We start from the raw sequence: 12,539 nt of genomic DNA on the forward strand, positions 1-12,539 counted from the left end.
ATGATCAATTATTGTTAAATAAACAGCAATAGAAAATATTCCCTATTACAATAAATCAAGGTATTATGTATAAAATAAAACCTACTTCATTGAGTTATTTTTGTGAAAAACTTGTCATCTGAGCATGGCTTAATGTCATTTACTGCTGCTTTTTTGCCTGATTATTTAACCCAATATTATCCTCTCATCGTTGTTTGTATATTGCTTCTTATTGCCATTATCTTATTTTCACTTAGCAAATTAAGAATGGACATAATTGCACTACTTACCATTACGGCTATCACCATGACAGGTGTGTTAACGCCTGCTGAAGCTCTATCTGGATTTAGTGACCCCAATATTATCTTAATTGCACTACTTTTTGTTATTGGTGAAAGCCTAGTAAGAACGGGTATTTCATACAAGATGAGCGAATATATTCTGAAAATAGCTGGCCAAAATGATATTCGTATTATCACTTGTATCATGTTAGGCGTCGCTTTACTTGGCTCAGTGATGAGCTCAACAGGCGTTGTTGCTATTTTTATTCCTGTTGCTATTAGTATTGCTAATCATACAGGTATTCATGTAAAAAAACTAATGATGCCTCTTTGTATTGCAGCATTAATTAGTGGCATGATGACATTGGTTGCCACCGCCCCCAATCTAGTAGTAAATAGTGAACTAAGTCGTGCCGCACTTGAAGAGTTTGGATTTTTCTCAATTACGCCAATTGGTATTGGTGTTTTAATTGTTGGCGTTATTTATTGTATATTAACACGCAATTGGTTGCTTACTGCAGAACAGGTTACACCAACTAATATTCAACCACAAAGACGAAAAATAACTGATTTAATTCGAGACTATAAATTAATTGGTCGTGCTCACCGCGCACAAATACTGGCCGGTTCGCCTTTTGTAGGACGAACTATTGATGGTTTACACTTGCGTACTAAACATGGTGTTAATGTTATCGGTATTGAACGTTGGCGTAAATTTCATAAAGTATTAATACCAGTAAATGGTTCAACCGAATTTCGTGAAAATGATATCTTATTATTAGATATGTCGCATTCAGAAGCCGATTACCGAACATTTCTGACAACAAATAATCTGGAACCTAAAATTTTACGCGGTGAATATTTTTCTGAACAAGTTAAAGAAGTTGGCATGGCCGAAGTTGCACTACTACCAGAATCAACACTATGTGGTAAAACACTCAATGAAATAGATTTCAGAGGAAAATACTTTCTAACAGTAATTGGTATTTGGCGCAATCACGCTCCAGTTGAAACAAATAACTTATTCCAAGAACGTTTAGAAATGAGTGATACATTATTGGTCTGTGGAGATTGGGGATCAATTCAAAAACTGCAGACACGTACTAATGATTTTGTGGTCTTAGATTACCCTGCAGATATTGACGATATCGCTCCTGCAAGCTCACAAGCCCCCGCAGCTTTAATAAATTTGGCGATAATGATTCTATTGATGGTAACAGATATTGTACCAAATGTCGTTGCTGCACTTATTGCCTGTCTATTAATGGGAGCTACTCGTTGTATTGACATGGCCAATGCTTATAAATCCATTCATTGGCCAACATTGATTTTAATTATTGGGATGATGCCTTTTGCTGTAGCTTTAAATAAAACGGGAGGAATTTCGCTAATATCTGAATGGCTAGAAATTCATCTACGATCTTTTGGTCCATACATAGTATTAACCTTTATCTTTTTATTATGCTCAACAGTAGGGTTATTTATTTCTAATACTGCAACTGCAATTTTGATTGCTCCAATCGCAATTGATTTAGCAGTAAAATTTAATTATTCACCTTATCCTTTTGCCATGACTGTCGCCATTGCAACATCTGCGTCATTTATTACACCTGTTTCTTCGCCAGTTAAAACCATGGTTGTTGCGCCTGGTGGATACAGTTTTATTGATTTTGTTAAAGTTGGCGTACCATTAACATTTTTGGTGATGGTAGTAGACATTGCTCTAGTACCTATATTTTTTCCATTTTAAAAATTAATGATGTTTTGATTGCTTATAACAAACGTTTTGTTAAAATTTATTGGTTGAAAAATATATTATTAAAAATAATTAATTGAATTATAGGAAGATAAAGGTGTTAAAAAATGAGTGATATCATACAAACTATTATGGCTCTTATCGTTGTTGCCGCTATTTTTATCGGTTTAGCAACATTTGTTGGACTTATGAATAAGCTTTATTGCCAAAGAATTATAAAACTTGTTGAATCAGGAGAAATGAGCGATGAGGAATTAACAAAAAACTACAATATGTCCAAAAAAAATCAAGATAATACAATGTGGGCATTTTTTATATTTGGGATCTTTTATCAATATGGTTTAAAATTGCAACATAAAGTTTTCGATACCTATAAAGAAGCAATGATTAAACGTAACCTACCTTTATAATTTTGCTACTAATTTTATATAACACAACCCTATATGATAATAAGGTGCTTTCAGTAATAAATAATGGCACCTTTTTTGTTTAAAGATTCTCAACGAAATTTCAACTATAATCATTATTTTTTATTATGGATATAAAACTTATGCAACAGACAACTAAACCGTTAAATATTATTTTTGCCGGTACACCTGACTTTGCAGCCACTCATTTAAAAGCATTAATTGACTCTAATCATAATGTGATTGCAGTTTTTACACAACCTGACCGTCCTGCTGGCCGTGGCAACAAAGTAACAGCTAGTCCGGTTAAACAATTAGCGTTAGAAAATAATCTTCCGATTTATCAACCGGCAACGCTTAAATCATCAGAAGATCAAAAAATTATTAGTGATCTTAATGCTGATATTATGATTGTTGTAGCTTATGGATTGATTTTGCCACAATCAGTATTAGATACGCCAAAACTTGGCTGCTTAAATGTGCATGGTTCGTTATTACCAAGATGGCGTGGAGCAGCCCCAATTCAACGAGCTTGCTGGGCTGGTGATAAACAAACTGGTATAACCATTATGCAAATGGATGCAGGCCTTGATACTGGTGATATGTTATATAAACTAAACTGTAACATTGAACCAACTGATACAAGCGCTTCATTATACGATAAATTGGCTAAACTTGGTCCAAAGGCCTTACTCAAAACACTAGATTTAATCAGTGAAGGCAATATTCACCCTGAAAAACAAGATCCTTCGCAAGCAACTTATGCTAAAAAACTGTCAAAGCAAGAAGCCAAATTAGATTGGCATCTTTCTGCCCAGCAACTTGAGCGCTGTGTACGAGCCTTTAATCCTTGGCCTGTAAGTTATTTTGAAGTTAATAATGAATTGGTTAAAGTATGGCAAGCACAAGCTATTGCAATTAATCACAATAAACCTGTTGGTACCATTTTGCAGGCTGATAAAACTGGAATTTGTATTGCAACCAGTGAAGGAGCATTAAATATGACACTGCTACAACCTGCGGGTAAAAAACCTATGTCAGCACAAGATCTATTAAATTCTCGTAAAGCTTGGTTTGAGGTTGATAAAAGACTCAATGTAAACGAATAACAATTTAAACATATTAATATTACGGGATGCTATCCTGTAATATTTATCGTTTTTTAGCTAAAAGTGTAGCAAATCTTAATTTAATTCGATTACCATAAATATCCGTTTTGTGTAATTCACCAACATCTTCGTTATACTTTAAAATATCCCAATTTTGATAGTAATGAAGCAATTCTTTCTCTTTAAATGTGAATGAAAATCCAAGCTGACAAGGATAATCTTCAGTAGACATAGCACAAACAATTAAATTATATCCACCTGATTTAGTAACTAATTGCATATTATCAATAATGTCTGCAATTCGGTCTGATTGTAAAAACATCATAACTACAGTAGAAATAATGAAATCATATTCACCTTGTAAATTAGCTTGGTTAATATCATAAACATCAGCATTAATGCGAGGTAAATGCTCACTATTAATAATTTGCTCTAAATTATTTATACTTAATTCGGATTTATCAACTGCATCAACATCAAACCCTAACAGCTGTAAATATAGAGAATTACGTCCAGAACCACAACCAAGATCGAGTGCTTTTCCAACCGGTACAATATGGCAAGCAGATATTACTTCAGAATGTGTTTTTGTCATTTGATACTTTTTATGTGTATAGTCTTCGGGTTGACAATAAAAAGCTAATTGACATTGTAAATCATCAGAAACTCCAGCAATACGATGCCATTGCTGAGGTGCGATAAATGGAGGTTGGTGTTGTATATCGTAATGGTTCCGAGTTAAAACTTCACCTTGTTCAGTTAATAACTCAAAATCTAAATAACCAGCAATGATTGTCAATTTTGCCCATGTTCCAACTTGTGTATTGTGTTGTTCGCAAAAAATTTGTGGCAGTGTTTTAACATTCCAAACGGGTAACGTTTTATAACAAACTAAATTTTCCATAATAATTTCACCATCTACAAACGATAATAGTTTACTATTATAGTCAACTATTAATAAAATTAACAACGCTTGTTTTAAGCTATGGAACTGAAAACAACCACTCAAAAAATGAATTTTTGTGGCGAAGTTAGCTTTATCAACATATAATCATCACTATCCTAAACTATGTAGTAAAAATATTAGAGGAAAAATTATGGGATTTTTAGTAGGTAAGCGCATACTAGTTACTGGTGTTGCCAGTAATCGTTCTATTGCTTATGGTATTGCACAAGCTATGCATCGTGAAGGGGCTGAATTAGCTTTTACTTATCAAAATGATAAATTAAAAACACGCGTTGAAGAGTTTGCAGCGGATTTTGGTTCTAAAATCGTCTTACCATGTGATGTGTCACATGATGAAAGCATCACTGAACTTTTTACTGAATTAGCAAAAACATGGGACAAATTTGATGGATTTGTGCATGCAATCGCTTTTGCTCCTGGTGACCAATTAGATGGTGATTATGTTAATGCGGTTACGCGTCAAGGGTTTGCTATCGCACATGATATTAGTTCTTATAGCTTTGTTGCTATGGCAAAAGCATGTCGATCAATGTTAAATCCAAATTCAGCATTAGTAACACTTTCGTATCTTGGTGCTGAACGCGCAATTCCTAACTATAATGTAATGGGATTAGCTAAAGCTTCACTTGAAGCAAATGTTCGTTATATGGCAAACGCCATGGGACCAGAAGGAGTTCGTGTTAACGCAATTTCAGCAGGCCCAATTCGTACACTTGCCGCATCAGGCATTAAAGACTTCAAAAAGATGTTATCTCACTGCGAATCGGTTACTCCTATTCGTCGTACCGTAACAACTGAAGATGTTGGTAATTCAGCAGCCTTTTTATGTTCAGACCTTGCATCAGGAATTACTGGTGAAGTGGTACACGTCGATGGCGGATTTAGTATCGCAGCAATGAATGAGTTAGAACTTAAATAGTTCCCAATACCGTTATTCTCCCGTGAAATTACGGGAGAATATTTCATAGCAAAATAAAAATCAGCTAAAAAGCGGATAGTCGCTTATATCTATGCCTATCACTAACTAAAACTGATGAATTAAATATTGCAAAAATATTATGGGAAATTTAATATTTTGCTAAATATCGACACAAATAAGCAGTAGGTTCTACAACTACAACATCAAATTGGCTTTCTCCTGCGATATGGAAAACCTGCCCTACTTCAAAAATCTGCCAATCCTTTGCTGTAGGTAATAGTACTTTTAATGAACCAGTAATCACGGTCATTTCTTCTGGTTTGTCGGTGCTAAAAATATACTCACCAGGTAACATTACTCCAATAGAAGCTTGGCCAAGAGAGGCATTTTGAAAACCAATGGACTGCACTTTACCATTAAAATATTGATTTATATTTAACACAATCACTCCTTATCATTTTTAGTTAGTTTCAAATTTTTAATTAATTAAATAAGTTATCTATAAATTATTTAATTACAACAATGAATGATTAATTTCTAAAACAGAATAACTTTAATTTAGCAATGACAGATTTATACAAAACAATATAAAATATTAGTAGACATATTACAAATATTAACCAATTTAAGCATCGCTTTTTAAAAAAATCTTACTGAAGATTCAAAAGAAATCTTCTAATTTTCACCTCAAATTTTTTCAGAAGAAAATAGCATACAGATTAGATTTTTTCCGTTAAAATCTACCTTAATTTGCTCAATAAAAGTTTATTGGAGAAAAAATGAAAATAGCAAAAAATAAAGTTGTCAGTTTAGCTTTTCAAGTTCGAACTAAAGATGGTGTATTGGTTGATGAAGCAACTAAAGTCACACCTTGTGAATATTTGCATGGAGCAGAAAACTTATTACCAGATTTGGAAAAAGCATTAGAAGGTCGTCAAATCGGTGATAAATTTGATGTTGAGCTAATTAATGCTTATGGTGATTTTAATGATGCACTTGTACAAAATGTTCCACGAAATGTTTTTGTTGGTGTAGATGAATTAGAAGTTGGTATGCGCTTTTTTGCTGATACTCAGCATGGACCGCTACCAGTGGAAATAACAGCAATTGATGGAGATAATATCACTATCGATGGCAATCATATGTTAGCAGGTCAAGATTTGAAGTTTACCGGTGAAGTATTAGCTATCCGTGAAGCAACAGAAGAAGAAATTGCTCATGGACATATTCATGGTGAACATGGTCACGATCATGGAGATAGCGGTTGTGGCTGTGGTGGACACGATCACGAAGAAGATGATAATCAAGGTTGTTGTGGTGGTGGCCACGGTGGTTGCGGTTGTCATTGATTTTTTCGATAACGATTATAATATTCTAGAGCGCCATTAGGCGCTTTTTTTGTATGGTGCAAATTTTCTCATTTTTTTGTGAAATAACTCATAATATTTCTACTGATTATTTTATCTTATCTATTATTCCATTAATAATTCAGTTTTGAATAATAGGAATTGTATTATGTCTTCAATACCCACAACATTAATGCCCAGAGAAAAGCTTTTGAAATTTGGAGTAGAAACATTAAGTGATGCTGAATTACTAGCATTATTTTTACGTACTGGTACACGTAACTTACCTGTTTTACAGTTATCGCAAAAATTATTAAGTGAATTTGGTTCTTTGTATAATTTAATTAATGCAAGCCATAGTGAATTTTGTAAAAAAAATGGATTAGGGACAGTAAAATACACACAATTAAAAGCAGTCATTGAACTTTCACACCGATATCTTAAAGTTAAAATGGCAAACGAGAACTTTCTTTCTTCACCATCCTTAACTCATCATTACTTAGCTAGTCGACTAGCAAATAAAGATCGAGAGATTTTTATGGTAGTTTTTTTAAATAATCAAAATCAAGTAATTACATCTGAAGAAATGTTTATTGGTACTTATAATTGTGTCGAAGTACATCCACGAGAAGTTGCTAGACGAGCATTACAACATAACGCTGCAGGTTTAATTTTAGCGCATAATCATCCATCTGGGATGGCTGAACCAAGTCAAGCTGATCGTATATTAACTCAAAAAATAGAGCAAGTTTGTGAATTAATTGATATCCGAATTGTTGATCATCTTGTAATAGGTAAAGGGGAATACGTCTCTTTTGCCGAACGAGGATGGATTTCATAGGTCTTTTTGCTTACAATATGAAAAATTGAATAGAATCCACAAAAACACTTTATGAAACATCAATTAGAATTACTAGAAACAAAAGTTGCATTTCAAGAAATGACCATTGAAGAATTAAATCAAATGGTAGTTAATCTACAATCTGATATCAGTAAACTTAAAGAACAATTAACATTATTGTCGCAAAAACTTCAAGCAACACAAGTATCAAATATTGCTAGCTTGTCTGAAGAGACCCCTCCGCCACATTATTAATGTATGTTGCTGTATCTTATAGGGATTCCCTTTTAATTTACAACTCAAAACTCAATAATAAAATTAATAAGTCATTGCTTAAGAATTAAATCTCTTATAAAACGGAAAATTTATTTTACTAATAAAAAACCGGCATATAGCCGGTTTTTGTACACAATGATTTTATAATTACTCAGCTGCTGCTTCTGCTTCTTCTACCGCAGGGCGATCAACTAATTCAATATAAGCCATTGGAGCATTATCTCCATCACGGAAACCACATTTAAGAATGCGTACATAACCGCCTGGACGGGTAGCAAAACGTGGACCTAAATCTGAAAATAATTTTTTCACTGTATCTTTATCACGGATACGAGCAAATGCCAAACGGCGATTAGCTACGCTATCGCTTTTGGCTAGCGTAATTAACGGTTCAACAACACGACGCAACTCTTTTGCTTTAGGCAATGTAGTTTTGATGATTTCATGTTCAACAAGTGAACTAGTCATGTTACGAAACATTGCTTGACGATGGCTGCTATTTCGGTTCAGTTGACGACCACTTTTACGATGGCGCATAACTTTATCCTTCTTATAAATTTTATCTTAGTCTTCAACAATACTTGCCGGTGGCCAATTCTCAAGACGCATGCCTAAAGATAAACCACGAGATGCGAGCACATCCTTAATTTCAGTAAGTGATTTCTTACCAAGATTAGGAGTTTTAAGCAACTCAACTTCAGTACGTTGCACTAAATCACCAATATAATGAACTGCTTCTGCTTTTAAGCAATTAGCAGACCGAACGGTTAATTCCAAGTCATCTACTGGACGTAAAAGAATTGGATCGAACTCCGGTTTATCTTCTTTAACTTCAGGTTGACGTACATCACGTAGATCAACGAAAGCTTCAAGTTGTTCAGCCAAAATTGTTGATGCACGACGGATAGACTCTTCAGGATCGATAGTACCATTTGTTTCCATATCGATAACAAGTTTGTCTAAATCTGTACGCTGTTCCACACGAGCAGCATCGACAGAATAAGCGATACGCTCAACAGGACTATAACATGCGTCAACTAACAAACGACCAATTGGTCGATCTTCATCTTCTGACTTGACACGAGCAGAAGCAGGGACATAACCACGTCCTCGTTGTACACGAATACGCATACTAATTGAAGCATTGGCATCAGTAAGATGACAAATTACTAAATCAGGATTAACAATTTCAACATCACCATCGTGAGTGATATCAGATGCAGTTACAGCACCAATACCTGATTTATTTAAAGTCAGCATAACATCATCTTTATTATGCACTCGAACCGCTAATTTTTTTAAATTAAGCAAAATATCAAGCACATCTTCTTGAACGCCTTCTTTAGTACTGTACTCATGCAGAACACCGTCAATTTCAACTTCGGTTACTGCATGTCCCGGCATAGATGATAATAAAATGCGGCGTAGTGCATTACCTAAAGTATGACCAAAACCACGCTCAAGTGGCTCTAAAGTCACTTTAGCATGAGTTTGACTGTATTGAACAACATCAACTAGGTGAGGTTTTAAAAACTCTGTTACAGAACCCTGCATTATGTCCTCTCTTAAGTGCTAAACTTTACTTAGAGTAAAGTTCGACGATCAAATGTTCGTTGATGTCAGCAGATAAATCTGAACGTTCTGGTAAGCGTTTAAATACACCTTCCATTTTGCTAGCATCAACTTCTAACCATGTTGGTTTTTCACGTTGTTCAGCTAACTCTAAAGCGGCTTTAATACGTGCTTGTTTTTTTGATTTTTCGCGAACACTAATTACATCTTCTGGTGAAACCTGATAAGAAGCAATGTTCACTACCTGACCATTAACAAGAACAGCTTTATGACTAACTAATTGACGAGCTTCAGCACGAGTTGCACCAAATCCCATACGATAAACAACGTTATCTAAACGACGCTCTAAAAGACCAAGTAGGTTTTCCCCGGTATTGCCTTTAATACGCGCAGCATTTTTGTAATAATTACGGAATTGACGTTCTAAGATTCCATAAATACGTCTAACTTTTTGTTTCTCACGTAACTGAACACCATAATCTGATAAACGCGGTTTACGCGCACCATGTTGTCCAGGAGCTTGTTCTAATTTACATTTACTATCAACCGCTCGGACTCCAGATTTAAGGAATAAATCTGTACCTTCACGACGACTTAATTTGAGCTTTGGTCCCAAATATCTTGCCATTTTATTTCTCCAATAATCCTAAACATTCAATGTTTAACAAAATTAAACACGACGTTTCTTTGGTGGACGACAACCGTTATGAGGAATCGGAGTAACATCAGTAATATTAGTGATGCGATAACCCGCTGCATTTAATGCACGAATTGTTGACTCACGACCAGGACCAGGTCCTTTTACCATAACTTCCAGATTCTTGATTCCGTAATCTTTGACGGCTTCAGCACAACGTTCTGCTGCTACTTGAGCTGCAAAAGGTGTTGACTTACGAGAGCCACGGAAACCAGAACCACCAGCGGTTGCCCAACCCAACGCATTACCTTGACGATCGGTAATAGTTACGATTGTATTGTTAAATGATGCATGAATATGAGCTATACCATCAGAAACTTGCTTTTTAACACGTTTACGTGTACGAACAGGTGTCTTTGCCATTTAATTATACCTCAATTATTTCTTGATTGGCTTACGCGGTCCCTTACGGGTACGAGCGTTAGTCTTAGTGCGTTGACCACGAACCGGAAGTCCACGACGGTGACGCATGCCACGATAACAACCAAGGTCTAATAAACGCTTGATACTCATAGTTACTTCACGACGCAAATCACCTTCAACTGTGAATTTAGCGACTTGTTCACGTAACTTTTCAATCTGATCTTCAGATAGTTCTCTGATCTTAACATGTTCTGGAATACCAGCTTCAGCACAAATTGTCTTAGCGCGGGTATTTCCGATACCATAAATTGCTTGTAATGCAATTACAGCATGTTGCTGATCAGGAATGTTAATGCCTGCTATACGGGCCACTATGCACTCCTTTATTATTAATGTTTAGTAAAATCACTATACTGAAAAGCCCGTTTTCAGGATACTCAAACAGCGATTTTACAAATAAATTTAGGCTGGCTATTCTAGCCAGCTTTACTATACTTTGGCAAGTAAAATATGCAAAAGTTACAACTTCGCGACCAAATAATTAGCCTTGACGTTGTTTATGTTTACCTTCAACGCAAATAACACGAACAATGCCATTACGTTTAATGATTTTACAATTTCTGCATAATTTCTTGACTGAAGCACGAACTTTCATGTTTTTCTCCGTAACTTCTGGCTAACTTATCGGCCGTAGCCTTTAAGATTCGCTTTCTTTAACACTGACTCATAACGATTTGGCATCATTAAAGTCTGTACTTGTGCCATAAAATCCATGATTACAACAACCACAATTAATAAAGAAGTTCCACCAAATTGAACCGGAACTTTCATTGCACTTGTCATAAACATTGGAACCAAACATACAAAAGTAATGTAGATTGCGCCAACCAGCGTTAAACGAGTCATTACTTTGTCGATATATTTAGATGTTTGTTCACCTGGACGGATACCTGGAATAAATGCACCAGATTTTTTTAGCTGATCTGCTGTCTCTCTTGGGTTGAAAACCAACGCCGTATAAAAGAAACAAAAGAAGATAATCGCTGCTGCAAAAAAGATTATATATAATGGTTGATCATGAGAGAAGTATTGTCCGATAAGAACAATGATATATCTCCATCCTTCACCATCTCCTTGAAACCAAGAAGCCATCATTGATGGTAACATAACAATTGTTGAAGCAAATATTGCAGGGATAACGCCTGCCATATTGATTTTTAATGGTAAATGTGTGCTTTGTGCCGCATAAACTCTACGACCTTGTTGACGTTGAGCATAATTGACAACGATACGACGTTGACCACGTTCAACAAATACAACAAAATAAGTCACACCAACCACTAATGCTGCCACGACTAATAATAAAATCGGATGCAATGAACCAGAACGAGCTTGTTCAATCGTTTCATAGATTGCATGAGGAAGACCTGCAACGATACCAGCAAAGATAATGATTGAAATACCATTACCTACACCGCGTTCCGTGATCTGTTCACCCAACCACATAAGAAACATAGTGCCAGTAACTAAGCTAACCGATGCAATAAAATAGAAAGAAAATCCTGGATCAATGACCACTTGACCATAACCAGGAATATTAGGTAAACCAGTCGCAATACCAACAGCTTGTATCATCGCCAAAGCCAATGTGCCGTAACGAGTGTACTGACTAATTTTCTTACGACCTGACTCACCTTCTTTCTTCAATTCTGCAAGTTTAGGGCTAATGGCCGTTAATAATTGCACAATAATTGATGCAGAAATATAAGGCATTATCCCTAAAGCAAAAATCGAAGCACGGCTTAAAGCACCACCAGAGAACATATTGAACATACCTACAATACCATTAGATGATGCTTGTTCTAGTAAGTCCGATAACGCTTTAGTATCAATACCAGGAACCGGAACGTAAGAACCAAGACGGAAAACAATAAGCGCTAAAAGCACAAATAATAAACGTCTTTTAAGCTCGCCGCTACCGCCTCGTGTACTTTGAAAATCTAATCCTGGTTGCTTTGCCATCTTT

At 35.4% G+C, this 12,539-nt stretch carries 16 protein-coding genes; 7 read left to right on the forward strand and 9 right to left on the reverse strand.

Going from position 1 to position 12,539, the window contains the following annotated elements; genetic code table 11:
• Positions 1-132 precede the first annotated feature (132 nt).
• From AC5LW9_RS00330 to fmt, 3 genes are all read left to right on the forward strand, one after another.
• A complete protein-coding gene (locus AC5LW9_RS00330; RefSeq protein ID WP_493456633.1) occupies positions 133-2,010 on the forward strand; it encodes an SLC13 family permease in 1,878 nt (625 codons plus the stop codon).
• 113 nt (positions 2,011-2,123) lie between these two features.
• Positions 2,124-2,426 (forward strand): hypothetical protein, encoded by a 303-nt coding sequence (locus tag AC5LW9_RS00335; RefSeq protein WP_065738263.1) that lies wholly within the window; start codon positions 2,124-2,126, stop codon positions 2,424-2,426.
• 140 nt (positions 2,427-2,566) lie between these two features.
• Entirely contained in the window at positions 2,567-3,532 is a 966-nt protein-coding gene (gene fmt, locus AC5LW9_RS00340) for a methionyl-tRNA formyltransferase (RefSeq protein ID WP_198227605.1), read from the forward strand.
• Between the two features lie 43 nt (positions 3,533-3,575).
• Here the strand turns inward: fmt and tehB are convergent, their stop codons facing one another.
• Positions 3,576-4,436, reverse strand: a complete 861-nt coding sequence (gene tehB / locus AC5LW9_RS00345; protein ID WP_493456115.1) for an SAM-dependent methyltransferase TehB — start codon at positions 4,434-4,436, stop codon at positions 3,576-3,578.
• A gap of 193 nt (positions 4,437-4,629) precedes the next feature.
• Here tehB and fabI point away from each other — a divergent pair, with 193 nt between their 5' ends.
• Positions 4,630-5,418, forward strand: a complete 789-nt coding sequence (gene fabI / locus AC5LW9_RS00350) for an enoyl-ACP reductase FabI (protein ID WP_065738260.1) — start codon at positions 4,630-4,632, stop codon at positions 5,416-5,418.
• Positions 5,419-5,566: 148 nt separating this feature from the next.
• Here the strand turns inward: fabI and ppnP are convergent, their stop codons facing one another.
• Positions 5,567-5,860: a pyrimidine/purine nucleoside phosphorylase gene (gene ppnP / locus AC5LW9_RS00355; RefSeq protein WP_039131519.1), complete on the reverse strand. Its 294-nt coding sequence runs from the start codon at positions 5,858-5,860 to the stop codon at positions 5,567-5,569.
• A 337-nt stretch (positions 5,861-6,197) separates the two neighbouring features.
• On the opposite strand from ppnP, the gene slyD reads away from it, so the two are divergent.
• The 3 genes from slyD to AC5LW9_RS00370 all read left to right on the forward strand — a co-directional run bounded on the left by slyD (position 6,198) and on the right by AC5LW9_RS00370 (position 7,860).
• Positions 6,198-6,767 (forward strand): peptidylprolyl isomerase, encoded by a 570-nt coding sequence (gene slyD / locus AC5LW9_RS00360; RefSeq protein ID WP_493456116.1) that lies wholly within the window; start codon positions 6,198-6,200, stop codon positions 6,765-6,767.
• Positions 6,768-6,933: 166 nt separating this feature from the next.
• Positions 6,934-7,605: a RadC family protein gene (gene radC, locus AC5LW9_RS00365; protein ID WP_065738257.1), complete on the forward strand. Its 672-nt coding sequence runs from the start codon at positions 6,934-6,936 to the stop codon at positions 7,603-7,605.
• 51 nt (positions 7,606-7,656) lie between these two features.
• Entirely contained in the window at positions 7,657-7,860 is a 204-nt protein-coding gene (locus AC5LW9_RS00370) for a SlyX family protein (RefSeq protein WP_025314409.1), read from the forward strand.
• 168 nt (positions 7,861-8,028) lie between these two features.
• Here the strand turns inward: AC5LW9_RS00370 and rplQ are convergent, their stop codons facing one another.
• From rplQ to secY, 7 genes are all read right to left on the reverse strand, one after another.
• Positions 8,029-8,418: a 50S ribosomal protein L17 gene (gene rplQ / locus AC5LW9_RS00375; protein WP_025314408.1), complete on the reverse strand. Its 390-nt coding sequence runs from the start codon at positions 8,416-8,418 to the stop codon at positions 8,029-8,031.
• Positions 8,419-8,445: 27 nt separating this feature from the next.
• Positions 8,446-9,435: a DNA-directed RNA polymerase subunit alpha gene (locus tag AC5LW9_RS00380; protein ID WP_065738256.1), complete on the reverse strand. Its 990-nt coding sequence runs from the start codon at positions 9,433-9,435 to the stop codon at positions 8,446-8,448.
• A 25-nt stretch (positions 9,436-9,460) separates the two neighbouring features.
• Positions 9,461-10,081 carry a 30S ribosomal protein S4 gene (gene rpsD, locus AC5LW9_RS00385; RefSeq protein WP_025314406.1) on the reverse strand — a complete coding sequence of 207 codons (621 nt, stop codon included), beginning with the start codon at positions 10,079-10,081 and terminating at the stop codon, positions 9,461-9,463.
• Between the two features lie 42 nt (positions 10,082-10,123).
• The gene (gene rpsK, locus AC5LW9_RS00390; protein ID WP_025314405.1) at positions 10,124-10,513 is read right to left on the reverse strand and encodes a 30S ribosomal protein S11; all 390 of its coding nucleotides are present in this window, start codon (positions 10,511-10,513) and stop codon (positions 10,124-10,126) included.
• A gap of 15 nt (positions 10,514-10,528) precedes the next feature.
• Positions 10,529-10,885 (reverse strand): 30S ribosomal protein S13, encoded by a 357-nt coding sequence (gene rpsM, locus AC5LW9_RS00395; RefSeq protein WP_025314404.1) that lies wholly within the window; start codon positions 10,883-10,885, stop codon positions 10,529-10,531.
• A gap of 169 nt (positions 10,886-11,054) precedes the next feature.
• Positions 11,055-11,168 carry a 50S ribosomal protein L36 gene (rpmJ, locus tag AC5LW9_RS00400; protein ID WP_025314403.1) on the reverse strand — a complete coding sequence of 38 codons (114 nt, stop codon included), beginning with the start codon at positions 11,166-11,168 and terminating at the stop codon, positions 11,055-11,057.
• Between the two features lie 26 nt (positions 11,169-11,194).
• A complete protein-coding gene (gene secY, locus AC5LW9_RS00405) occupies positions 11,195-12,535 on the reverse strand; it encodes a preprotein translocase subunit SecY (protein ID WP_065738255.1) in 1,341 nt (446 codons plus the stop codon).
• Positions 12,536-12,539: the final 4 nt, after the last annotated feature.

The sequence above is a fragment of the Gilliamella sp. LMG 34360 genome (genome assembly GCF_984568995.1).

Bases quoted from the DNA above. Each gene is read 5' to 3' on its own strand.
- rplQ (WP_025314408.1), bottom strand. From the start codon at position 8,418: ATGCGCCATCGTAAAAGTGGTCGTCAACTGAACCGAAATAGCAGCCAT.
- AC5LW9_RS00370 (WP_025314409.1), top strand. From the start codon at position 7,657: ATGAAACATCAATTAGAATTACTAGAAACAAAAGTTGCATTTCAAGAA.
- rpsD (WP_025314406.1), bottom strand. From the start codon at position 10,081: ATGGCAAGATATTTGGGACCAAAGCTCAAATTAAGTCGTCGTGAAGGT.
- radC (WP_065738257.1), top strand. From the start codon at position 6,934: ATGTCTTCAATACCCACAACATTAATGCCCAGAGAAAAGCTTTTGAAA.
- AC5LW9_RS00330 (WP_493456633.1), top strand. From the start codon at position 133: ATGTCATTTACTGCTGCTTTTTTGCCTGATTATTTAACCCAATATTAT.
- fmt (WP_198227605.1), top strand. From the start codon at position 2,567: ATGCAACAGACAACTAAACCGTTAAATATTATTTTTGCCGGTACACCT.
- rpmJ (WP_025314403.1), bottom strand. From the start codon at position 11,168: ATGAAAGTTCGTGCTTCAGTCAAGAAATTATGCAGAAATTGTAAAATC.
- secY (WP_065738255.1), bottom strand. From the start codon at position 12,535: ATGGCAAAGCAACCAGGATTAGATTTTCAAAGTACACGAGGCGGTAGC.
- fabI (WP_065738260.1), top strand. From the start codon at position 4,630: ATGGGATTTTTAGTAGGTAAGCGCATACTAGTTACTGGTGTTGCCAGT.
- AC5LW9_RS00335 (WP_065738263.1), top strand. From the start codon at position 2,124: ATGAGTGATATCATACAAACTATTATGGCTCTTATCGTTGTTGCCGCT.
- rpsK (WP_025314405.1), bottom strand. From the start codon at position 10,513: ATGGCAAAGACACCTGTTCGTACACGTAAACGTGTTAAAAAGCAAGTT.
- tehB (WP_493456115.1), bottom strand. From the start codon at position 4,436: ATGGAAAATTTAGTTTGTTATAAAACGTTACCCGTTTGGAATGTTAAA.
- slyD (WP_493456116.1), top strand. From the start codon at position 6,198: ATGAAAATAGCAAAAAATAAAGTTGTCAGTTTAGCTTTTCAAGTTCGA.
- AC5LW9_RS00380 (WP_065738256.1), bottom strand. From the start codon at position 9,435: ATGCAGGGTTCTGTAACAGAGTTTTTAAAACCTCACCTAGTTGATGTT.